The following is a 23,410-nucleotide window of genomic DNA, read 5'->3' on the forward strand; positions in this document are numbered from 1 at the left end:
CTTTGTACACGCGGGAGCTCGGAGCACCGGGCTGAGAGGGCGCTGACCTCCGTCCCAGCGATGTTTCACGGGAAACGTCACCGAAGTCGAGTGATGTATCCCACGAAGCACCGTCGGACGGAAGCCGCTGCGTCGACCGCCGAACCTGTTACCGGGTAATGCCGGCGTAGGGAGTAGGTCTCATGACCATCAAGGACGCACGCACGCCTGCCTCCGCGCAGAACTCCGCGCACAACCCCACCCAGAACTCCGGCCAGGAGGACGCCGGGGAGACCACGGAGGCCGGGAAGTCCATCGGCTGGCACAAGGCGTACGTCGAGGGCTCACGCCCCGATCTGCGGGTGCCGGTCCGTCAGGTGCACCTCACCAACGGGCAGTCGGTCACGCTGTACGACACCTCCGGCCCGTACACCGATCCACTCGTCGACACCGACGTCCGCAGGGGCCTCGCTCCGCTGCGGGAGAACTGGATCATCGCCCGCGGCGACACCGAGGAGTACGCGGGCCGTCCCGTCCGACCCGAGGACGACGGAATCAAGCACACCTCGCCGCGCGGCGGCCTGCGCAACCTCGACGCCGTGTTCCCCGGCCGCCCGCGCCAGCCGCGCCGGGGCCGGAACGGCACCGCGGTCACGCAGCTCGCGTACGCGCGACGGGGCGAGATCACCCCGGAGATGGAGTACGTGGCCGTCCGGGAGAACGTCTCGCCGGAAGTGGTCCGCGAGGAGATCGCGGCGGGACGCGCCGTTCTGCCCGCCAACGTGAACCACCCCGAGATCGAACCGATGATCATCGGCAAGCGGTTCCTGGTGAAGGTCAACGCCAACATCGGCAACTCGGCGGTGACGTCCTCCATCGAGGAGGAGGTGGACAAGATGACCTGGGCGACCCGGTGGGGCGCCGACACGGTCATGGACCTGTCCACCGGCCGGAACATCCACACCACACGCGAGTGGGTCCTGCGCAACTCCCCCGTTCCCATCGGCACCGTGCCGCTCTACCAGGCCCTGGAGAAGGTAGACGGCCGGGCCGAGGAGCTGACCTGGGAGATCTACAAGGACACCGTGATCGAACAGGCCGAGCAGGGTGTGGACTACATGACGGTCCACGCGGGCGTGCGGCTGCCATACGTACCGCTGACCGCGAACCGCAAGACCGGGATCGTCTCGCGCGGCGGCTCGATCATGGCGGCGTGGTGCCTGGCGCACCACAAGGAGTCGTTCCTGTACGAGAACTTCGAGGAGCTCTGCGAGATCCTCGCCGCCTACGACGTCACCTACTCCCTGGGCGACGGACTGCGCCCGGGCTCGATCGCGGACGCCAACGACGAGGCGCAGTTCGCCGAGTTGCGCACCCTCGGGGAACTCAACCGGATCGCCAAGCGTTGCAACGTACAGACCATGATCGAGGGCCCGGGACATGTCCCGATGCACAAGATCAAGGAGAACATCGACCTTCAGCAGGAGATCTGCGAGGAAGCTCCGTTCTATACGCTCGGCCCGCTGACGACGGACGTCGCGCCTGCGTACGACCACATCACCTCCGGCATCGGTGCCGCGATGATCGCCTGGTGGGGCACGGCCATGCTCTGCTACGTCACGCCCAAGGAGCACCTGGGCCTGCCCAACCGTGACGACGTCAAGACCGGCGTCATCACCTACAAGATCGCCGCTCATGCCGCCGACCTCGCCAAGGGGCACCCGGGTGCACAGGAGTGGGACGACGCGCTGTCGGACGCCCGGTTCGAGTTCCGGTGGGAGGACCAGTTCAACCTGGCCCTCGACCCGGACACGGCCCGGGAGTTCCACGACGAGACCCTGCCGGCCGAGCCCGCCAAGACGGCCCACTTCTGCTCCATGTGCGGGCCCAAGTTCTGCTCCATGAAGATCTCGCAGGACATTCGCCGGGAGCACGGGAGCAGCAGGGGCGAGATCGAGGAGGGCATGGCTCAGAAGTCGAAGGAGTTCGCGGCGGCGGGAAACCGCGTGTACCTGCCGATCGCGGACTGAGTGCCCGGGCGCGGGGAGGGGCCAGACCGCAGGGTCGGCCCTCTCCCCGCCGAGGGGCACCGCTCGGCAGACTGGACGCATGACAGCCACCTCACTGAGCAAGGGTGCCAACGTCGCCGTCGACTCCCCCGCGGTACGCGTCGAACTCGTGTGGTCCGCCGGGCCGGGCGTCCCCGAAATCGACGCCTCCGCGCTGCTGCTCACCTCGGCCGGGCGGGTGCGGGACGACGGTGACTTCGTCTTCTACAACCAGCCCGGGCACAGTTCCGGCGCGGTGCGGCACCTGGGCAAGCGGGGCGGGCCCGGCGCGGACGCGGGCGTGATGAGCGATGCCGTCGAGGTGGAACTGCGGGCGGTGGAGACGGCCGTCGAGCGCATCGTCCTGTGCGCCTCGGCGGACGGCGGGACGTTCGGCCGGGTCCCCGGGCTGTCGCTGCGGGTGCTGGACACCGGGAGGGGCACCGAACTGGCCCGGTTCGACATCACGGCCGGGCCGGAGACCGCGCTGGTCGGTGGTGAGCTGTACCGGCGCCAGGGGAAGTGGAAGTTCCGCGCGGTCGGACAGGGATACGCCGCCGGACTCGCGGGGCTGGCCACGGACTTCGGCATCACCGTGGACGACGCTCCCCCGACGGCCGCTCCCACCGCGGCTCCCCGCCCACCGTCGGCACCGGCACCCCCGGTACCTGCCGCCCCCGCGCCGACGGCACCGCCTTCCCCGGCGCCCACGGCTCCCGTACCGCCGTCGGTCCCCTCCGTACCACCGGTGCCGCCGGGTGCGGCGCCGGCCGCCACCGGCCCCCGTCTCACCAAGGGTGAGGAACGCCTGCCCGTGGACATGCGCAAGCGGCTGTCCCTGCGCAAGGAGCAGGTCGCGGTGAGTCTGAGCAAGCACGGAGCGGCCGGAGTCACGGCGCGCGTCATCCTCGTACTGGACGCCTCCGGGTCCATGTCCTTCCTCTACTCGAAGGGCGTCGTCGCGGACGTCGTGGAGCGGATGGCCGCCGTGGCCGCGCAGTTGGACGACGACGGCGAGATGCAGGCGTGGACCTTCGCCTCCAACCCGGCGCGCCTGCCCGACCTGCGGCTCGGTGAGCTGCCGGACTGGCTGCGGCTGCACGTACGCGTGGGGGAGATCAGCCTCTTCCGGTGGGGCCGGAAGAAGGGCCTTCACCCCGAGCAGGTCGACATGCGGGCGGTCGGCATCCAGAACGAGGAGCAGAAGGTGATCGCCGAGGTCCGCGCCTTCGTCCGGGACCACCCGGCGCCGGTGCCGACCCTGGTGCTGTTCTTCTCCGACGGAGGCGTCTACCGCAACGCCGAGATCGAGCGGGAGTTGCGGGAGGCCGTGGAGGAACCGGTCTTCTGGCAGTTCGTGGGGCTCGGACGCTCCAACTACGGCGTGCTGGAGCGGTTCGACACCCTGCCGGGCCGTCGCGTCGACAACGTCGGCTTCTTCGCCGTCGACGACATCGGCACCGTACCGGACCCGGAGCTGTACGACCGTCTGCTGTCCGAGTTCCCGTCCTGGATCACTGCCGCCGGCCGGGCGGGCATCCTCTGAGTCGCTGCCCGCCCGTGCCGGTGGCTATTCGGGCCGGTGTTCCGGGCCCCCGAAGTCCGGGCTGCTGTAGTCCGGGCTCGAGTAGCTCGGACGCGAACCGGCGTCGGATCCGCCGTCGGGGCTGGTGAACCCGGGGCGGCCGTAGCCGAGGTGCGGCATGCGGCTGCTGCCCGGGGCCGCCGGTCCCCCGTGTTGCAGTGCCGCCGTGCCGGGTTCGCTGAGTGCCTCCCGCAGGAACGGCAGGATGCCCCGTTCCAGCAGGGCCTCGTGCCAGGCGGCCCGGGCCCGGGCCACCTCCTCGTCCCTGGCGTCGTAGAAGCCGGACTCGGCGGACGGGTGGTTGCGCAGCGCCGTGAGCAGCAGCCCCACCGCGGCGACGAGGATCGCCACCGCGGTGACGGCGCCGAACACCCACCCCGTGGTGAGCATGGTCTGCGCGAACGCCTGCTCCGGGTCGAGCATCTTCAGGATGTAGCCGACCAGCAGGAAGATCGCCGCGGCGGTACCGGCCAGGACCGGCGCCAGGACCGCGACGACGGCCACGGCCCCCGCGCCGGTCGCCTCGGCCATCTCGCCCATGGTGGCGGCGAGACCTCCCGCACCCGTGTCCTGCTCCTGGGAGCCGGATCCGCGCGTGGTGGACGACGGGCCCGAGGGCGCGGGGTGCCGCATCTCCTCGCGGACCTTCACGTAGTGCTGGTACTCGGTGGTGGCCGCCGCCGTGATGAGGGCGGTGGCGTTGAGCGCCATGGTGCGCAGTTGTTCGGAGTTGAGCCGCTGACCGACGGCGGTCAGTTCCGGGCGGTGTGGTGCGGAGCGCAGCGCCTCGTCGAGGATCCGCTCGTACTCTTGGCGGTCCTCGGTCGACAGGTACTGCGGAACGCTGTTCATGTGCATCCCCCGATGCTCCGTAGGGCTTGGGGCTCGCATGCCAACGAGCCGTCGGGCAGAAACGGAGGGGAGCCTGCTACGGATAAGCCGATGGTAGAGCGGTGACGGTGGAGGGTGACAGGGGGTTTCCGGAAATTGGGTGCCCGTCCGCGGGGAGGGCGCCCCCGAGAACACCGCGGGGTGAACGGTCAGACGTCCAGGGGAAGTTGCTGGACCAGCAGTTTTCCGGCCATGGTGACGCCGCCGTCCATCGCGATGGCCAGGCCGTCCGCGTAGACGTGCGGTCCCTCGACGACGGTACGGGTGTCATCCTCGCCGTCCTCGGAGCCGACTTCGCCCAGCAGGTAGGGGATGGGGCTGTGGCCGTGAACGATCCGGGTGCCCCCGTACGTATCCAGCAGTGAACGCACGGCGTCGGCGCCGCCCTCGTCGCGGAAGGAGAAGCGCTTGGTGAACTTGCGGAACAGGTCCCACACCTCCTCCGCGTCGTTGCGCGTGAGCGTCTCGCGGACGGTGTCGTTGACCTCTTCGATGGAGCGGCCGTAGTCGAGGTAGGTCGTGGCGTCCGAGTGGACCAGGAGGTGGTCGTCGACCTCCTCCATGGCGTCGAGGCGGGCCATCCACTGCAGATGGTGGTCCTGGAGGCGGTCCATGTCGGTCTTCTGGCCGCCGTTCAGCAGCCAGGCGGCCTGGAAGGTGGCGGTGCCCGCCCCGGAGTTGACGGGCGTGTCGCCGAACCGCTTGGCGCCGAGCAACAGCAGTTCGTGGTTGCCCATCAGCGCCTTGCAGTAGCCGCCGGCCGCGGCGGCCTCCGCGGACAGCCGCATCACCAGGTCGATGACGCCGATGCCGTCCGGGCCGCGGTCGGTGAAGTCGCCGAGGAACCACAGCCGGGAGGTGCCCGCGCACCACTGGCCGGCGTCGTCGACGAGTCCCTTCTCCCGCAGCGCGGCCAGCAGTTCGTCGAGGTAGCCGTGCACGTCGCCGACGACGAACAAGGGCCCTTGGCCCGTGGCCTGCTGCTGCACCGCGACCGGTGCGGGGTCGACCGTGACCTGGACCGTGTCACCCCGGCGGATGACGGGCAGGTCGCGCTGAGTGGGCGTGTAGCCCTCGGGCAGGGCCTCCTCGAGCCCCTCCTCGGAAGGCGGCGCCGACTCGCCCGTGTGCATGCCGGGGGCAGCGTACGGAGCGGCATCGTGGACGTACGCGGGTACCCGGAAGTCGCGCACCGTCGCCGTCCGCTCCACCTCGGGTCCCTGACCGGCCCCCTGAGTCATCGACCCCTCCACCATCGCGCCGCATCTGCACCGCTTCGGACTGCCTGGTCGCAGCGGCCCGCGGTGTGTGGGCCCATCATAGGAATGCGGATCGCGCTGTGTGATGACCCAGGGGTGGTGAATCAGGACGGGACTCCGGTTCACCGCGGCATTCGCCCCGATTGGGCCTGGCTTCGCCCGTCCGCAACCAGGGCCCGGTCCTGTTCCTGACGGGGCGGGTGTGGCGTTCGCCGCCCCGTTTCGCCGTCCCGCGCCGCCGCTTTTCCGGGTCCCTCGGCGGCGTCGTCCGCCCCCACCGGCAGCGCGTGCCGATTCCGACCGGGACGGCGTCGCCGCGCGCCACGCCGCCGCTTCCCGGGGCCCGCGTGCCGCGCGTCCGGCCGTCCTACTCGCCCTCCGGCGACCGCGGCGGGCTGACCGTCGTACGCGGTGGCCGCCGCTGCGACGACGTGCGCACGATCAGTTCGGTCGGTATCACCTGCTCGACGGGCTGATCGGAGTGCAGCCCCTCGATCGCGTCGATGAGGACCTGGATGACCGCGGTGCCGATGCGGCGGGGTTTCAGCGACAGGGTGGTGATGGGCGGCTCGGTGCTGGCGTACACGGTGGACTCGCTGCAGCAGACCAGCAGCAGGTCCTCCGGGACGCGCAGACCGTAGCGGCGGGCGGCGGCGAGCAGGTCGGTGCCGTTCGGGTCGAAGAGGCCGTAGACGGCGTCGGGCCGGTCCGGGCGGGCGAGCAGCCGGTCAGCGGCGACCGCGCCCGCGCACGGATCGTGCGCTGGGTAGGCCTCGTAGACCGGGTCCTGGCCGACGCGCTCGCACCAGCGCAGGTAGGCGGTGGTCGACAGATGCGTGTACGTGTCCGTCGTGGTGCCCGTGAGCAGGCCGATCCTGCGGGCGCCGGCGTCGGCGAGGTGGTCCAGGATGCCTAGTACGGCCGCCTCGTGGTCGTTGTCGACCCAGGCGGTCACCGGCAGCGATCCCGCGGGACGGCCGTCGGACACGACGGGTAAGCCCTGCCGGACCAGTTCGCTGACGACCGGATCGTGGTCCGAGGGGTCGATGACGACCGTGCCGTCGAGTGCGACGTTGGACCACACGTCGTGACGGGAGGTCGCCGGGAGGATGACGAGGGCGTAGCCGCGGGCGAGCGCGGCGGACGTCGCGGCGCGCGCCATCTCGGCGAAGTACGCGAACTCGGTGAAGGTGAAAGGTTCATCCCCGTACGTCGTCACGGTCAGGCCGATCAGCCCGGACTTGCCGGTGCGGAGCGTGCGGGCGGCGGCCGAGGGCCGGTAGCCCAGCCGGTCGGCGACCTCGCGCACATGGCGCCGGGTGGCATCCGGGAGTCGGCCCTTGCCGTTGAGGGCATCGGAGACGGTAGTGATGGACACTCCGGCGGCGGCGGCCACGTCCCTGATACCCGCCCGGCCCGGCCGGCTGCCTCGACGTGAGGTTTCCGCGCGACTCACCTGGTGCTTCCCTGCTGCTGTCATGGCGAGCCGATAGTAGGGCTCATGGGGTGGGGTAGTGCGGACGCATATGCACGCGTTGACAGTCACGTTTCTGCATGATCGTTTAAGGTGAACGCCCTTGGAAAGCAAGTTAGTTGGGCTCTACCACCCCATTACCTGACGTGCTGGCCAGTGAGGGCCTGCGGGGTGGCGGATGTTGCGAAGAGGTCTCAACTCACCTGCACGAGCGATGCGCGCCACGGCGCGAGCCACCGGCGCGTAGATATATGTGCGGCGCGCCCCCCGAATCGTGCGCCTTCGTGTGCTGGTGTCCCTGATGCCACTGTGACGGACGAGGCATGTTCACGCCCGGACGCCGTCCGGTCCCACCTATACGCAGCGACGGCGAATCCTCATAAGGTGAGAAGTATTCGATGCCGGTGGTGGTCACGAGGAGGACTGCGGTGAGCGAGAAGAACCCCAAGCTGCGCGCCGAGCTGGAGGGGATTCCCACCTACAAGCCGGGCAAGCCCGCCGCGGCCGACGGCCCGGTGGCCTACAAGCTGTCCTCCAACGAGAACCCCTATCCGCCGCTGCCCGGAGTGATGGAGACGGTGACGGCGGCCGCCGCCTCGTTCAACCGGTACCCCGACATGGCCTGCACGTCGCTGATGGCCGAGCTGTCGGACCGCTTCGGCGTCCCCCTCTCCCACCTGGCCACCGGCACCGGCTCGGTCGGTGTGGCCCAGCAGCTGATCCAGGCGACCTCCGGCCCCGGCGACGAGGTGATCTACGCCTGGCGCTCCTTCGAGGCGTACCCGATCATCACGCAGATCAGCGGTGCGACGTCCGTGCAGGTGCCGCTGACGCCGGGCGAGGTGCACGACCTCGACGCGATGGCGGACGCGATCACCGACCGGACCCGGTTGATCTTCGTCTGCAATCCCAACAACCCGACGGGCACGGTGGTGCGGCGGGCCGAGCTGGAGCGGTTCCTGGACCGGGTGCCGAGCGATGTGCTGGTGGTCCTGGACGAGGCCTACCGCGAGTTCATCCGCGACGCCGAGGTCCCGGACGGCGTGGAGTTCTACCGCGACCGGCCGAATGTCTGCGTCCTGCGCACCTTCTCCAAGGCCTACGGCCTGGCCGGCCTGCGGGTCGGGTTCGCGATCGCCCACGAGCCGGTGGCGGCGGCCCTGCGCAAGACGGCGGTGCCTTTCGGGGTCAGCCAGATCGCGCAGGAGGCGGCGATCGCCTCGCTGCGCGCGGAGGACGAGCTGATCGGCCGGGTCGGCTCGCTGGTGTGCGAGCGCACGCGCGTGGTCGACGCGCTGCGCGCGCAGGGCTGGACGGTGCCGGAAACCCAGGCCAACTTCGTCTGGCTGCGGCTGGGGGAGCGCACGCTCGCCTTCGCCGAGGCGTGCGAGCGGGCCGGCGTGGTCGTACGGCCGTTCCCGGGCGAAGGTGTGCGGGTGACGGTCGGGGAGAGCGAGGCGAACGACATCTTCCTGAAGGTGTCGGAAGCGTTCCGCAAGGAGATCTGACGGGGCGGTGGGCGTCAGACGTCCACCGTCTCCACGCGTACCGGGTCGCCGTCGCGCACCGTCGCCAGCAGGCGGGGGTCGCCGTCGAGGCGGCCGAGGACGTTGCACGGGCTCGCGAGGCGGCACTCGTCGCCTCGCGAGATCGGCGTGGGCCCGTACGGGAGAGCCAGCGCGTCGCCGTCGGTCCAGAAGGTGACGGTTCCCGGCTCGACGACCTGCCGGGCGTCCGTTTCACGTGAAACCGACACACCTGTGTCGAAGTACACCTCCTCGCCCCAGGTGTGGGCGGAGGCGCTGAGTGGCACGGCTTTGAGAAGCGCCTGTGTGGTGGGGGTGTCCTCGAGGGTCGCGGTGAGGTGACCCGCCGGCCATGAGATGCGTATCCGTGCGTACTGCTCCTGGGTGTCCGTGGTGTCCATGCCGCGGATTCAACAAGATGTTGAACTTCTTGCCAAGGGGTTGACGTCACAGGGGACCCCCCTTCCGGTGTCGAAAAGCAGTAGGTCATAATTGCTTGTGAATGTGAACGCGTTCACAAGCGTGTCCCGGTTGCGCCCGCGTTGGGTGTGACAAACACGCTCAAACTGCCGCTGACCACGGCGATGTGGCGATGTAAGGAGAGTGACGACGTGGACATGGCTCTAGCGCCGGAGACGCTGGCGCGATGGCAGTTCGGCATCACGACCGTCTACCACTTCCTGTTCGTCCCGCTGACGATCTCGCTGGCCGCCCTCACGGCCGGACTGCAGACCGCCTGGGTCCGCACGGAGAAGGAGAAGTACCTCAGGGCGACCAAGTTCTGGGGCAAGCTCTTCCTGATCAACATCGCGATGGGCGTCGTCACCGGCATCGTGCAGGAGTTCCAGTTCGGAATGAACTGGTCCGACTACTCGCGTTTCGTCGGCGATGTCTTCGGTGCCCCGCTGGCCTTCGAGGCGCTGATCGCGTTCTTCTTCGAGTCCACCTTCATCGGGCTGTGGATCTTCGGCTGGGACAAGCTGCCGAAGAAGATCCACCTGGCCTGCATCTGGATGGTCTCGATCGGCACCCTGCTGTCGGCGTACTTCATCCTCGCGGCCAACTCCTGGATGCAGCACCCCGTCGGCTACCGGATCAACGAGGAGAAGGGCCGCGCCGAACTCACCGACTTCTGGCAGGTCCTCACCCAGAACACCACCCTCAACCAGGTCTTCCACAGCTTCTCGGCGGCCTTCCTCACCGGCGGCGCCTTCATGGTCGGCATCGCCGCCTTCCACCTGATGCGCAAGAAGCACATCCCGGTGATGCGGACCTCGCTCCGGCTCGGCCTGGTGACCCTGGCCGTCGGCGGCCTGCTCACCGCGGTCAGCGGCGACACCCTCGGCAAGGTCATGTACGAGCAGCAGCCGATGAAGATGGCCGCCGCCGAGGCCCTGTGGGACGGCGAGCAGCCGGCACCGTTCTCGGTGTTCGCCTACGGAGACGTCGACAAGGGGCACAACGAGGTCGCCCTGGAGATCCCGGGACTGCTCTCCTTCCTCGCCCACAGCGACTTCGAGTCCTACGTTCCCGGCATCAACGACACCAACAAGGCCCTCCAGGAGCAGTTCGGCCCCGGTGACTACAAGCCCATCGTCCCCGTCGCCTACTGGGGTTTCCGCTGGATGATCGGCTTCGGCATGGCGTCCTTCTCCCTCGGCCTGCTGGGCCTGTGGCTGACCCGGAAGCGGTTCCTGCTGCCACCGGCCCTGCGCACCGGGGAGGACGAGGTCCCGCATCTCGTACTGCTGAAGAAGCCGCTCGGCGCGAGGCTCTCCCGGCTGTACTGGCTGCTGGCGCTGTGGACGATGGCGTTCCCCCTGATCGCCAACAGCTGGGGCTGGATCTTCACGGAGATGGGCCGGCAGCCCTGGGTCGTCTACGGCGTGATGCAGACCCGCGACGCGGTCTCCCCCGGTGTCTCCACCGCCGAGGTCATCACCTCGATGTCCGTCTTCACCCTGCTGTACGCCGTCCTGGCCGTCATCGAGGTCAAGCTCCTCGCGAAGTACGTGAAGGCGGGACCGCCCGAGCTGACCGAGGCCGACCTCAACCCGCCCACGAAGATCGGCGGCGATCTCCGTGACGCCGACAAGCCGATGGCCTTTTCGTACTAGGCCGAGGGAGCTGCACAGTCATGGAACTGCACGACGTCTGGTTCGTCCTGATCGCCGTCCTGTGGACCGGCTACTTCTTCCTGGAGGGCTTCGACTTCGGAGTCGGAGTGCTCACCAAGCTGCTCGCCCGGAACCGGGCCGAGAAGCGGGTGCTGATCAACACCATCGGCCCCGTGTGGGACGGCAACGAGGTGTGGCTGCTCACGGCCGGTGGCGCCACCTTCGCGGCCTTCCCCGAGTGGTACGCCACGCTCTTCTCCGGGTTCTACCTCCCCCTGCTGGTCATCCTGGTCTGCCTGATCGTCCGCGGCGTGGCCTTCGAGTACCGCGTGAAGCGGCCCGAGGAGAACTGGCAGCGCAACTGGGAGACGGCGATCTTCTGGACCTCGCTCATCCCCGCCTTCCTGTGGGGCGTGGCCTTCGGCAACATCGTCCACGGCGTGGAGATCGACCGGAACCTGGAGTACGTCGGCTCGGTCTGGGACCTGCTCAACCCGTACGCCCTCCTCGGTGGTCTGGTGACGCTGACGCTGTTCACCTTCCACGGGACGGTGTTCACCGCGCTCAAGACCGTCGGTGAGATCCGTGAGCGGGCGCGGACCCTGGCGCTGCGCGTCGGCCTGGTCGCGGCCGTGCTGGCCCTGGCCTTCCTGCTCTGGACGCAGGCCGACAGCGGGGACGCCAAGAGCCTGATCGCCCTCGTGGTGGCCGTCGCCGCCCTGGCCGCCGCGCTGATGGCGAACCAGGCCGGGCGCGAGGGCTGGTCGTTCGCCCTGTCCGGCGTCACGATCGTGGCCTCCGTGGCGATGTTCTTCCTGACGCTCTTCCCGAACGTCATGCCGTCCACGCTGAACGCGGACTGGAGCCTCACCGTCACCAACGCCTCGTCCAGCGCCTACACGCTGAAGATCATGACCTGGCTGGCCGTGATCGCCACGCCGGTCGTCCTGCTCTACCAGGGCTGGACGTACTGGGTGTTCCGCAAGCGCATCGGCACCCAGCACCTCGCCGACGCCGCGCACTGAGTCCAGCGGGGTGCGTTCACCGTGTTTCACGTGAAACGCGGCTGGGACGCACCCCGTAGGTCAGGAAGGCCTGTTTCACGTGAAACCCATCGATCCACGTCTTCTGCGGTACGCCCGCGCCACCCGGTTCTTCCTGGCGGCCGTCGTCGCCCTGGGGGCCGTCGGGGCCGGACTGCTCGTCGCCCAGGCCATGCTCATCGCCGAGGTGGTGGTCGGCGCCTTCCAGCACGGCACGACGGCCGCCGGACTCCGTACCCCGCTCCTGTTGTTGGTGGCCGTCGCCTGCGGGCGTGCGCTGGTCGGCTGGCTCACGGAACTGGCCGCACACCGCGCGAGCGCCGCGGTGAAGTCGGAGCTGCGGGGCCGGCTGCTGGAGCGGGCCACCGTACTCGGTCCCGGCTGGCTGAGCGGCCAGCGGACCGGGTCACTGGTCGCGCTCGCCACCCGGGGCGTCGACGCCCTCGACGACTACTTCTCCCGCTATCTGCCGCAGCTCGGCCTCGCGGTGGTCGTGCCCGTGGCGGTGCTGGCCCGCATCGTCACCGAGGACTGGGTCTCGGCGGCCATCATCGTCGGCACCCTGCCCCTCATCCCGATCTTCATGATGCTGATCGGCTGGGCCACTCAGTCCCGGATGGACCGCCAGTGGCGGCTGCTGTCGAGGCTGTCCGGGCACTTCCTGGACGTGGTCGCGGGGCTGCCGACGCTGAAGGTCTTCGGCCGGGCCAAGGCCCAGGCCGAGTCGATCAAACACATCACCGGGGAGTACCGCCGGGCGACCATGCGGACGCTGCGGATCGCCTTCCTGTCGTCCTTCGCGCTGGAACTGCTCGCCACGCTGTCCGTGGCGCTCGTCGCCGTCACCATCGGCATGCGCCTGGTCCACGGGGACATGGCGCTGTACGACGGCCTGGTCGTACTCGTCCTCGCACCCGAGGCCTATCTGCCCCTGCGGCAGGTGGGGGCGCAGTACCACGCGGCGGCCGAGGGCCTTGCCGCCGCCGAGGACATCTTCGAGGTGCTGGAGCGCCCCGTACCGGTGTCGGGGACCGGCCGGGTGCCGGCGGACGGTGCCCTGGCCTTCGAGAAGGTGACGGTCCGCTACCCGGAACGCACCGCGGACGCCCTCACGGACGTCGAATTCACCGTGGACCCCGGAGAGACGGTGGCGCTCGTCGGGCCCAGCGGGGCGGGCAAGTCGACACTCCTGAACGCGCTTCTCGGTTTTGTGGCCCCGACCGGCGGACGGATCCGGATCGGCGGGGCCGATCTCTCCTCCCTCGACGTGGCCGAGTGGCACGCCCGGGTCGCCTGGGTGCCGCAGCATCCGCACCTGTACGCCGGCACCATCGCGGAGAACGTACGGCTGGCCCGGCCCGAGGCAGACGACACCGCCGTACGGCGGGCGCTGCGGGACGCGGGTGCCCTGGAGTTCGTGGACGCGCTCCCCGAGGGCACGGCGACGGTCCTCGGGGAAGACGGAGCAGGTCTGTCCGCCGGACAGCGGCAGCGGCTCGCGCTGGCCCGGGCATTCCTCGCGGACCGGCCGGTGCTGCTGCTCGACGAGCCGACGGCGGCCCTGGACGGGGCCACCGAGGCCGAGGTCGTGGACGCCGTGCGCAGGCTGGCGCAGGGGCGAACGGTCCTGCTGGTGGTGCACCGGCCGGCACTGCTGGAGGTGGCCGACCGGGTCGTGCGGCTGGAGGCGCCGGCCGTCGTGGCCTCCGAGGACACCGGTGGGCTGCCGACCGCCGCGCGGGGAAACACGCGCTTGCCCGCCCCGGATGCCTTCGACGAACCGGGTGCCGAGCCCCCTCGGCGCACCGAGCTTGCTCCGGGGGCCCGGGGAGGCGTGCTGTCCAGGGTCCGCGCCCTGTCCGGGGCCCGGAGCGGCCGGCTCGGCCTCGCACTGCTGCTCAGCACTCTGGCTCTCGGCAGCGCGGTCGGCCTGATGGCGACCTCCGGATACCTGATTTCTCGCGCCTCCGAGCAGCCGCCGGTGCTGTACCTGATGGTGGCCGTGACGGCGACGCGCGCCTTCGGCATCGGACGGGCCGTGTTCCGCTACGCGGAGCGGCTCGTGTCGCACGACGCCGTGCTGCGGATGCTGGCCGACACGCGGGTCGCCGTCTACCGCAGGCTGGAGCGGCTGGCCCCCGCGGGGCTGCGCCGCAGCCGCCGGGGCGACCTGTTGTCCCGGCTCGTCGCCGACGTCGACGCCCTGCAGGACTACTGGCTGCGCTGGCTGCTGCCCGCCGGCAGCGCGCTGATCGTCTCCGCCGTGTCGGTGGGATTCACGGCCTGGCTGCTGCCGGAGGCGGGTGCCGTACTCGCGGTCGGCCTGCTCGCGGCCGGTGCCGGTGTCCCGCTGCTCACCGCGGCCGTGGCACGGCGCGCCGAGCGCAGGCTCGCCCCGGCCAAGGGCGTACTCGCCACCAGGGTGACGGACCTGCTCACCGGCACCGCCGAGCTGACCGTCGCCGGTGCCCTGCCCCGGCGTGCCGCCGAGGCGCGGCGGGCCGACGGCGCCCTCACCCGGATCGCCTCGCGGGCCGCCACCGCCACCGCGCTGGGCGACGGACTCACGGCGCTCGTCTCCGGCCTGACGGTCGCGGGCGCCGCCCTCGTCGGAGTCCAGGCGGTCGCCGACGGCCGGCTCGCCGGGGTGGCCCTGGCCGTCGTCGTCCTGACCCCGCTGGCTGCCTTCGCGGCCGTGCTCGGCCTGCCGCTCGCCGTGCAGTACCGGCAGCGCGTGCTCCGGAGCGCCGAGCGCGTGTACGAGGTGCTCGACGCCCCGGAGCCGGTGCGGGAGCCGGAGACGCCCCGGCCGGCGCCCACCTCGCCGTTCCCGCTGGTCCTCAAGGGGCTGTCCGCGCGTCACGCCGGACAGGACAGGGATGCGCTGGCGGAACTGGACCTGACGCTGTCAGAGGGCCGCCGCGTCGCCGTGGTCGGACCGTCCGGGTCCGGCAAGACGACCCTGGCCCAGGTCCTGCTGCGCTTCCTCGACGCGGACGCCGGCTCCTACACGCTGGCCGGTGTCGACGCCTACGCCCTGGCCGGCGACGCCGTGCGGCCGCTCGTCGGGCTGTGCGCCCAGGACGCGCACCTCTTCGACAGCTCGGTCCGTGAGAACCTGCTCCTGGCCAGGAAGGACGCCACCGAGGGCGAGCTGCGCGACGCGCTGGCGCGGGCCCGGCTGCTGGAATGGGCCGACAGCCTGCCCGACGGCCTGGACACGCTGGTCGGTGAGCACGGGGCGCGACTGTCCGGTGGCCAGCGCCAGCGGCTGGCCCTGGCCCGGGCACTGCTCGCCGACTTCCCCGTCCTGGTGCTGGACGAGCCCGCCGAACACCTCGACCTGCCGACCGCAGACGCGCTCACCGCCGATCTGCTGGCCGCGACCGAGGGCCGTACGACCCTGCTGATCACGCACCGGCTGGCGGGACTGCGGGCCGTGGACGAGGTGATCGTCCTGGACGGGGGCCGGGTCGTGCAGCGGGGCACCTACGCGGAGCTGGCGGCCGTTCCGGGACCGCTGCGGGAGATGGCCGGGCGGGAGGCGGCGGCGGAGCTGCTCGTGGCGGCACGATGACCGGCCGGGCCGACCCGGGCACGGTTTCGGAAAAAATCCTGGAATACGACTTTCCTGACCAAAAGGGTCTCATTAGGCTCGGGGCATGCCCCCAGCACCGCCTCCCGGCTCGCTGCCGTCCCGCCCGGAGGCCTCGGCCGAACTCTTGGCCCGGGTGCCGAAACTGCTGGACGCGATGCGGTCCGTCGGCAGCGGCCTGGAGCTGCACACCACGCTCCACCGAATCTGCGAGACGGCCGCCGGCCTGGCACACGCCCGGTACGCGGCCATCGGCGTCGTCGACGAGGACGGCGACGGCCTCGCCGGCTTCGTGCACCACGGCCTCGACGAGGTGACCGCCCGGCGCATCGGCCACCGCCCGGACGGCCGGAAAAGCCTGCTCGGCGCGCTGGTCAGGGGCCCCGAACCGGCCCGGCCGACCGACTCCGCGGACCGGCCTGCGCTCGGCGCGCCCGAGCAGCACCCGCCGACGCGCGGTTTCCTGGGAGTCCCCATCCGCGTGCAGGGCGAGATCTTCGGCCACCTCTACCTGACCGACAAGCACACGGGCGAGCCCTTCGACGACTACGACCTCGCCATGGTCCGGGTGCTGGCCGCGGAGGCCGGAACCGCCATCGGCAACGCGCGACTGCACGAGGCCGCCCAGCAGCGGGAGCGCTGGATCGACGGATCGGTCGCCGTCACCACCGCCCTGCTCGCGGGCGGCGACACCGACGACGCCCTGCAGATCGTCGCCGAGCAGGCCCGCCGCCTGTCCGGGGCTGCGGCCGGGTTCGTCCTGCTGCCGGCCGACGGGGGCGGCCTGGAGATCGTGGCCGTCGACGCACCGCACCCCACGAACGCCCTCGGCACCGTCCTCCCGCCGGAGAACGGCATCGTGGCGGAGCTGCTCGCCGGGCGGCCCGTCTTCGTGGACGACGCCGCCACCGACCCCCGCCTGGAGGCCGGGCCGGCGCGCTCCTACGGACCGGTCATGCTGATGCCGCTGTGCCGGGAGGGGAAGGTCCTGGGGAGCCTCGTCCTGCCCCGATCACGGGGGGAGCGTCCGTTCACCCGGACGGAGCGTGCGCTCGGCGAGCGGTTCGCCTCACAGGCGGCGCTGGCGCTCACGATGGCCGAGGCCCAGCGCGACCGGGAACGGCTCGCCGTGTACGAGGACCGGGACCGGATCGCCCGGGACCTGCACGACCTCGTCATCCAGCGGCTGTTCGCGACGGGGATGATGCTGGAGAGCGCCCAGCGCAGGTCGGCCGTGCCGGAAGTGCGTGACGGGGTCGGCGGGGCCGTCGAGGAACTCGACGTCACCATCCAGGAGATCCGCTCGGCGATCTTCGCGCTCCAGCAGCCGGCCGAGACACCCGCAGGACTGCGCACCCGGGTACTGCGCGAGATCACCATGGCCGCCGCACCGCTGGGCTTCACGCCGGCGCACCGGTTCGCCGGCCCGGTCGACACCGCCGTCGGCGACCTGACCGCCAAGAACCTCATCGCCGCGCTGCGCGAAACCCTGTCCAACGCCTTCCGGCACGCCCACGCGGACCGGATCGAGGTGGTCGTGGACGCGTCGGTGACCCTCCGGGACGGCCGGCCGGGCGTCCGGCTGACGGTCGCGGACGACGGGGTCGGCATTCCGGAGGGCGGCCGGCGAAGCGGCCTGCACAATCTGCAGCGCCGCGCCGAGGCCGTGGGCGGCACCAGCAGGCTCGGGCCGGGCATCGGGGCGGACGGCACCGGCACGACGGTGGTGTGGGAAGCGCCGTACTGAGTGACGCAGGCGCCGTGGTGCCCCGTGTGCAGCAGTGGCACTGATCCGTGTGCAGCAACGGGTCCCCCACTCGTACGACCCGGACGAGACCTCTGGCCCCGCGCCGGGCCACGATCGCTGACATGCGCTCATCCCGCCGACGCCCGCTGCTCGTCCCGGTGCTGTTGTGCGCACTCGCGCTGCTCGCGGCCCGCCCCACCGACGGCACGGACGCGGACGGCGGATCCGCTACCGCCCTCGGCCCGCAGGTGGCGCGCCTGTACCAGGACGCGGCGACGGCCACCCGCCAGTACGAGGACGGGCGGCGCGCGGCCGAGACCCAACGCGCGAAGGCCCTGGAGTACGAGCGGCTGCTCGACGCGCAGCGGCAGAAGACCGACGCCATGCGCGAGGACCTCGGCCGCATCGCCCGTGCCCAGTACCGCGGCGGCGGTGGGCTGCCGCTCACGGCGCGGATGCTGCTCGCCCAGGACCCCGACGAGCTGATGCGCGGTCAGCGGGCGGTGTCCCGCGCGCATCAGGCCGTCGACAGGGCCGTCGGCGCGAACCTCCGGGCCGAGGCACGGCTCGCCGCCGACGAGGACAAGGCACAGGCGGCGTGGCGTGCCCTGGACAAGCGCAACGCCGAACTGGCGCGGCTGAAGAAGAAGATCGAGGACAAGCTGGAGGCGGCGCGGTCGCAGTTGGAGGGACAGGCGGACTCCTCCGTCGCGGCCGGCTCGTGCCCCGGTGCGGTCCGTCTCGACCAGCCGGAACTGCCCGCCGGCCCGGTCTGGGTGGCACCGGTCGAGACCTACGAGCTGTCCGCGTCGTTCGGCAGCGGCGGGGCGCGGTGGGCGAACCGGCACACCGGCCAGGACTTCGCGGTCCCGGTCGGGACACTGGTGCGCTCGGTCGGCGCGGGGCGGGTCCTGAAGGTGTCCTGCGGCGGGGCCTTCGGCATCCAGGTCGTCATCCAGCACGCGGGCGGCTACTACACGCAGTACGCCCACCTCGCCGCCGTCGCCGTCGACCAGGGCGACCGGGTCGAGGCCGGGCAGTGGATCGGGCAGTCCGGCACCACGGGCAACTCCACCGGGCCCCACCTGCACTTCGAGGTACGGGTCACCCCGGAGATGGGCTCGGCGCTCGACCCGGTGCCATGGCTGTCGGAGCACGGCGTGCCGCTGCGGTGACGGCACCGGACGTGCGGCGTGGCGTCAGGGCAGGTCCGCCAGCATCCGCTCGATCACGACGGCCACCCCGTCGTCGTTGTTGGCGACCGTTCGCCCCGAGGCGGCGGCGACCACGTCGGGGTGCGCGTTGCCCATCGCGTACGACCGTCCCGCCCAGGTGAGCATCTCGACGTCGTTCGGCATGTCGCCGAAGGCGACGACCTCTTCGTTCGAGATGCCGCGCTCGGCGCAGCACAGGGCGAGCGTGCTGGCCTTGGAGACGTCCGGACCGCTGATCTCCAGCAGGGCGCTGGGGCTGGACCGGGTGACGTTGGCGCGGTCGCCGATGGCGAGGCGGGCCAGGGTGAGGAAGGCGTCGGGGTCGATCTCCGGGTGGAAGGCGAGGATCTTGAGGACGGGTTCGGCGGCGGCGCGGCCGCCCGGTGCCAGGATCTCCTCGGCGGGCAGGAGGTCGTCGGGCACCTCCATGTGCAGCTTCGGGTAGGCCGGTTCCTGGTGGAAGCCGTACGTCTGCTCTACGGCGTACACCGTGCCGGGCGCCGCCCGGCGCAGCAGCCGTACGGCGTCCAGCGCGTTCTCCCGCGGCAGCTCGCGGACCTTTACGAACCTGTGCTTGCCCGGGCCGCCGTGCAGGTCGACCACGGCGGCGCCGTTGCCGCAGATGGCGAGGCCGTGCCCGTGGACGTGGGCGCTGACGACGTCCATCCAGCGGGCGGGACGGCCGGTGACGAAGAAGACCTCGATGCCCGCCTTCTCCGCGGCGGCCAGGGCGGCGACCGTGCGCGGGGAGACCGACTTGTCGTCACGCAGCAGGGTGCCGTCGAGGTCGGTGGCGATGAGCCGCGGGCGAGTGGCGGCGGCCGGGGGCTCGGGCTTTCGGGTCGCTGAGGTCACCCGGCCATTGTCACGCATATGCGTGCACGCCCGTGCGGGGGTCCGCACATATGTGAGCTACGGCTCTCATGCACGGACCCTCCTTGCACGGACCTCTCCCGCCCGCAGTCACCCCTTCAACTGCGTGGGCGCCTCCATGGCGATCCGCTCGAAGACCTTCTCGTCCGCGGCGAAGTCGGAGTCGGCGATCGGCCAGTGGACGACAAGCTCGGTGAAGCCCAGGTCCTGGTGGCGCCCGGCGAAGTCCACGAAGGCGTCCACGGACTGCAGCGGGCGGTTGCGCTCCGGGGTGAAGCCGGTGAGCAGGACCCGGTCCAGCTCACCCACCTCGCGGCCGATCGCGGCACAGGCGTCGGCCAGCCGGTCGGCCTGCTGCCGCAGGGCCCGGCCGGACTGCTCGGGGGTGCCGTTCTCGAACAGCTTCGGGTCGCCGGTGGTCACCCACGCCTGCCCGTGCCGTGCGGCGAGCGCCAGTCCCCGCGGGCCGGTAGCGGCCACCGCGAAGGGCAGCCGGGGGCGCTGCACACAGCCCGGGATGTTGCGTGCTTCGTGCGCCGAGTAGAAGTCACCCTTGTACGACACGGCGTCCTCGGTCAGCAGCCGGTCGAGCAAGGGCAGGAACTCGCCGAACCGGTCCGCCCGCTCACGCGGCGTCCACGGCTCCTGACCGAGCGCCGTGGCGTCGAATCCCGTGCCGCCCGCTCCTATGCCGAGGGTGATCCGCCCGTCGGAGATGTCGTCGAGGGAGATCAGTTCCTTGGCGAGCGTCACCGGGTGCCGGAAGTTCGGCGAGGTGACCAGGGTGCCCAGACGCAACCGCTCGGTCACGGCCGCGGCGGCGGTCAGGGTGGGTACGGCACCGAACCACGGGCCGTCCCGGAAGCTGCGCCAGGAGAGGTGGTCGTAGGTGTACGCGGTGTGGAAGCCGAGCTGCTCCGCCCGCGTCCAGGTCGAACGGCCGCCCTCCTGCCAGCGGCGGTGGGGGAGGATCACGGTGCTCAGGCGCAGGCTCATGTCTTCGAGCCTATGCGTCCGGCTCCCGTTTCACGTGAAACGGCCTCCTGCGTCACCGTACGCGGCTGCTCAGCCACGGTGTGAGGAGGAGCATCGAGACGTGCTCCCTGACGGTCCGGTCGCCCGGCAGCGGGACGATCAGGCGGTATCCGGGTGGGAAGCGGCGCCCGTGCACGTAGGCGAGGCCACCGAAGACGGCGCGCAGGAACGCGGGTACGTCGTCGCGTTCGACATCGGGAAACTCCACGTTCTCGACGGTGATCAGGGCATCGCCCTCATGGAAGAGCCGCACGCTCACCCTGGGAACGCCACCGAACTCGACGAACGCCTCGTGCGGGAGGGAGCCGTCGGCGTCGGTGGTCACCCCCACGCCCGCGGCACTGCGGCGGGAGGTCTGGTCGGCACCGATGTCGTCGGTGACCTCTATCTCCAGCGCGTACTCCTCGGCGATGGCTCGGAGGGCGGCGACGGCGGACTGGGTGGTAGGGAGGTGCTCCATGACCTCGATCATGCGGGGTCAGTGCGGAGCGGGAAAGCGCAGGTAGCGGGAGGGCACGGCTTTCGTCAGCCAGACCTCGTTCGCGCTGACGCGGAAGACGAGGCCGTCGCGGTGCATGGCGGCGGCGTCCACCGAGAGGACGACCGGCCGGCCGCGGCGGGCCCCGACCCGGGCCGCGGTCGCGCGGTCGGGCGAGAGGTGCACGTCGTGCCGGTTCATGGGCCGCAGGCCCTCGGCACGGATGGCCTCCAGGTGGCGGGCGACGGTCCCGTGGTAGAGGTACGGCGGCGGGGCCGCCGAGGGCAGTCCCAGGTCCACGTCGATGCTGTGGCCCTGGCTGGCGCGGATACGGGTGCCGTCGACGGCGAAGCGCCGCTTGTCGTTGGTGGCGACCACGTGCTGGAGCTCTTCGCGGGTGAAGCGGAAGCCGTGTGCGGCCGCTGCGGCGATCAGCGCGTCGATCTCGGCCCAGCCGCCCTCGTCGAGCGTGAGCCCGATCCTCTCCGGTTGGTGGCGCAGGTGCTTCGAGAGGTACTTGGACACCTTCACCGCGCGTTCCTGTTGCATGGCACCAGCCTGCCTGGTGAGACGCGCGTCACGCGAAAGATTATTGCTCGCAAGGTTTGATCCACAGTCAAGTGTGGTTATCCACAGGCTGGTTGGGTCAGTCTGTGGAAACTAGAGAGGCGGCTTCACACGGGCGAGGCGCCTCAACGCCCCCGGAGCGATACGGGACATGAGGTGGGCGCCCCGCGCTTCCGGCGTCACCGGCACCACGGCCCGGTTGTGCACGACCGCCTCCAGGACGGCGTCCGCCACCTTCTCCGGCGGGTAGTTGCGCGCCCCGTACAGCCGGGTGGCGCGCTGCCGCCGGCGCTTCTCCTCCTCGGCGTCCACCCCCGCGAAGTGCGCCGTGGCGGTGATGTTGGTGTTGACCAGGCCGGGGCAGATCGCCGTGACGCCGATCCCCTGGCCGGCCAGCTCTGCGCGCAGGCACTCGCTCAGCATCAGCACGGCCGCCTTTGAGGCGCCGTAGGCGGGGAGCGCCCTGGAGGGCTGGAAGGCGGCCGCCGAGGCGGTGTTGACGATGTGCCCGCCCTGCCCGCGTTCGGCCATCTGCCGGCCGAACAGACGGCAGCCGTGGATCACGCCCCACAGATTGACGTCGAGGACCTGCTTCCAGTCCTCCGGCGTGGTGTCGAAGAAGGAGCCGGACAGTCCGATCCCCGCGTTGTTCACGAGCACGTCCACCACGCCGTACTCGGCGGCGACCCTGGCCGCCAGCTTCTCCATGGCCTGCCCGTCGGAGACGTCCACGGCCTGTGCCCAGGCGGCGCGCGCACCGATCAGCCGGGACAGCTCCGCCGTCCGGTCGGCGGCCTCGGCGTCCCGGTCGACGGCCACCACGCGCGCACCAGCCTCGGCGAACGCCAGCGCCGTCGCCCGCCCGATGCCGTTGCCCGCACCGGTGACCAGGACGAGCTGCCCGCCGAAGCGGTCCGCGTACTTCCCGCTCGCAGCGGTCCCGGAGCGGCCGTCCTCGGTGGCGGTGACGAACTCCGTGATCCAGTCCGCCAGCCGGTCCGGCCGGGTGCGCGGCACCCAGTGCTTCGCGGGCAGCGTGCGCCGGGTGAGCCGCGGGGCCCACAGTTCCAGTCCGTCGTAGAGCCGCTCCGACAGGAACGCGTCGCCCAGGGGCGTGATGAGCTGTACGGGTGCGTGTGCGTAGGCGTCCTCGCGCGGCCTGCGCAGCCGGGGCCGGACGTTGTCCCGGTACAGCCACGCCCCGTGGGCCGCGTCCGACGGCAGGGACGCGGTCGGGTAGTCGCCGCCCGGCACCTTCTCGACGCGCTCCAGGATGCCCGGCCAGCGCTTGCCGAGAGGTCCGCGCCAGGCCAGCTCGGGAAGCACCGGCGTGTGCAGCAGGTAGACGTACCAGGACTTGGCGCCCTGGCCGAGGAGCTGCCCCACCCGGCGCGGGGTGGGCCGCCTGAGGCACTGGTTGATCCAGTGCCCGAAGTGGTCCAGGGAGGGGCCGGACATCGAGGTGAAGGAGGCGATGCGGCCCTCGGTGCGCTTGACCGTGACGAACTCCCAGGACTGCACCGACCCCCAGTCGTGGCCCACCAGGTGCACCGGGCGGTCCGGGCTGACCGCGTCGGCCACGGCCAGGAAGTCGTCCGTCAGCTTCTCCAGCGTGAACCCGCCCCGCAGCGGGCTCGGCGCGGTGGACCGGCCGTGGCCGCGGACGTCGTAGAGGACCACGTGGAAGCGGCCGGCCAGGCGGGCGGCGACCTCGGACCAGACCTCCTTGCTGTCCGGGTATCCGTGCACCAGGACGACCGTGGGCTGCCGGGGGTCGCCCAGCTCCACGACGCACAGCTCGACCCCGCCCGTGCGCACCCAGCGCTCTCGCCCGCCGTTCAGCACCGTCATGCCTCCTCCGCCCAGCGCCGCTCGCGCGGCAGATCGTCGTCCTGCCCGAAGGCGCGTGCTCCTCCGTGGCCGGTGCCGGCGTGGATCCCCGTCCCGGCGCGGTCCCTCCGACCGTGCTACTCGCGCGT

At 71.2% G+C, this 23,410-nt stretch carries 17 protein-coding genes and 1 riboswitch; of the genes, 8 read left to right on the top strand and 9 right to left on the bottom strand.

Going from position 1 to position 23,410, the window contains the following annotated elements:
• A riboswitch (TPP riboswitch) is annotated at positions 1–190 on the top strand.
• Complete coding sequence (gene thiC / locus NI25_RS19545) at positions 183–2,009, top strand: phosphomethylpyrimidine synthase ThiC (protein ID WP_061443675.1); 1,827 nt, start codon at positions 183–185, stop codon at positions 2,007–2,009. Its footprint overlaps the riboswitch before it by 8 nt.
• 79 nt (positions 2,010–2,088) lie before the next feature.
• Positions 2,089–3,573: a VWA domain-containing protein gene (locus tag NI25_RS19550; protein WP_061443676.1), complete on the top strand. Its 1,485-nt coding sequence runs from the start codon at positions 2,089–2,091 to the stop codon at positions 3,571–3,573.
• A gap of 24 nt (positions 3,574–3,597) precedes the next feature.
• Here NI25_RS19550 and NI25_RS19555 read toward each other — a convergent pair whose 3' ends face one another.
• The 3 genes from NI25_RS19555 to NI25_RS19565 all read right to left on the bottom strand — a co-directional run bounded on the left by NI25_RS19555 (position 3,598) and on the right by NI25_RS19565 (position 7,242).
• Positions 3,598–4,470, bottom strand: a complete 873-nt coding sequence (locus NI25_RS19555) for a hypothetical protein (RefSeq protein ID WP_061443677.1) — start codon at positions 4,468–4,470, stop codon at positions 3,598–3,600.
• Between the two features lie 182 nt (positions 4,471–4,652).
• Positions 4,653–5,759 (bottom strand): Ser/Thr/Tyr protein phosphatase SppA, encoded by a 1,107-nt coding sequence (gene sppA, locus NI25_RS19560; protein ID WP_107071772.1) that lies wholly within the window; start codon positions 5,757–5,759, stop codon positions 4,653–4,655.
• 370 nt (positions 5,760–6,129) lie between these two features.
• Positions 6,130–7,242, bottom strand: coding sequence for a LacI family DNA-binding transcriptional regulator (locus NI25_RS19565; RefSeq protein ID WP_003975000.1), 1,113 nt, complete (start codon positions 7,240–7,242; stop codon positions 6,130–6,132).
• A 422-nt stretch (positions 7,243–7,664) separates the two neighbouring features.
• Between NI25_RS19565 and hisC the strand changes: the two genes are divergently transcribed.
• Positions 7,665–8,744, top strand: coding sequence for a histidinol-phosphate transaminase (hisC, locus tag NI25_RS19570; protein WP_061443679.1), 1,080 nt, complete (start codon positions 7,665–7,667; stop codon positions 8,742–8,744).
• A gap of 14 nt (positions 8,745–8,758) precedes the next feature.
• Here the strand turns inward: hisC and NI25_RS19575 are convergent, their stop codons facing one another.
• A complete protein-coding gene (locus NI25_RS19575; protein ID WP_061443680.1) occupies positions 8,759–9,163 on the bottom strand; it encodes a cyclophilin-like fold protein in 405 nt (134 codons plus the stop codon).
• Positions 9,164–9,373: 210 nt separating this feature from the next.
• On the opposite strand from NI25_RS19575, the gene NI25_RS19580 reads away from it, so the two are divergent.
• From NI25_RS19580 to NI25_RS19600, 5 genes are all read left to right on the top strand, one after another.
• Complete coding sequence (locus tag NI25_RS19580; RefSeq protein WP_061443681.1) at positions 9,374–10,879, top strand: cytochrome ubiquinol oxidase subunit I; 1,506 nt, start codon at positions 9,374–9,376, stop codon at positions 10,877–10,879.
• 20 nt (positions 10,880–10,899) lie between these two features.
• Positions 10,900–11,904: a cytochrome d ubiquinol oxidase subunit II gene (gene cydB / locus NI25_RS19585; RefSeq protein ID WP_061443682.1), complete on the top strand. Its 1,005-nt coding sequence runs from the start codon at positions 10,900–10,902 to the stop codon at positions 11,902–11,904.
• Between the two features lie 79 nt (positions 11,905–11,983).
• The gene (gene cydD / locus NI25_RS19590; RefSeq protein WP_061443683.1) at positions 11,984–15,499 is read left to right on the top strand and encodes a thiol reductant ABC exporter subunit CydD; all 3,516 of its coding nucleotides are present in this window, start codon (positions 11,984–11,986) and stop codon (positions 15,497–15,499) included.
• Between the two features lie 85 nt (positions 15,500–15,584).
• Positions 15,585–17,264 (top strand): GAF domain-containing sensor histidine kinase, encoded by a 1,680-nt coding sequence (locus NI25_RS19595; protein ID WP_061443684.1) that lies wholly within the window; start codon positions 15,585–15,587, stop codon positions 17,262–17,264.
• Positions 17,265–17,386: 122 nt separating this feature from the next.
• Positions 17,387–18,439 (top strand): M23 family metallopeptidase, encoded by a 1,053-nt coding sequence (locus tag NI25_RS19600; protein ID WP_061443685.1) that lies wholly within the window; start codon positions 17,387–17,389, stop codon positions 18,437–18,439.
• A gap of 24 nt (positions 18,440–18,463) precedes the next feature.
• Here the strand turns inward: NI25_RS19600 and NI25_RS19605 are convergent, their stop codons facing one another.
• The 5 genes from NI25_RS19605 to NI25_RS19625 all read right to left on the bottom strand — a co-directional run bounded on the left by NI25_RS19605 (position 18,464) and on the right by NI25_RS19625 (position 23,282).
• Positions 18,464–19,351 (bottom strand): Cof-type HAD-IIB family hydrolase, encoded by an 888-nt coding sequence (locus tag NI25_RS19605; protein ID WP_061443686.1) that lies wholly within the window; start codon positions 19,349–19,351, stop codon positions 18,464–18,466.
• 90 nt (positions 19,352–19,441) lie between these two features.
• A complete protein-coding gene (locus NI25_RS19610; RefSeq protein WP_061443687.1) occupies positions 19,442–20,347 on the bottom strand; it encodes an LLM class flavin-dependent oxidoreductase in 906 nt (301 codons plus the stop codon).
• 52 nt (positions 20,348–20,399) lie between these two features.
• Complete coding sequence (locus NI25_RS19615; RefSeq protein WP_061443688.1) at positions 20,400–20,858, bottom strand: hypothetical protein; 459 nt, start codon at positions 20,856–20,858, stop codon at positions 20,400–20,402.
• A gap of 6 nt (positions 20,859–20,864) precedes the next feature.
• On the bottom strand, positions 20,865–21,413 hold the full coding sequence (locus NI25_RS19620; protein ID WP_061443689.1) for an RNA 2'-phosphotransferase: 549 nt from the start codon (positions 21,411–21,413) through the stop codon (positions 20,865–20,867).
• Positions 21,414–21,524: 111 nt separating this feature from the next.
• On the bottom strand, positions 21,525–23,282 hold the full coding sequence (locus NI25_RS19625; RefSeq protein WP_061443690.1) for an SDR family oxidoreductase: 1,758 nt from the start codon (positions 23,280–23,282) through the stop codon (positions 21,525–21,527).
• Positions 23,283–23,410 lie beyond the last annotated feature (128 nt).

This window comes from Streptomyces sp. CCM_MD2014 (genome assembly GCF_000772045.1).
Lineage (GTDB): Bacteria > Actinomycetota > Actinomycetes > Streptomycetales > Streptomycetaceae > Streptomyces > Streptomyces salinarius.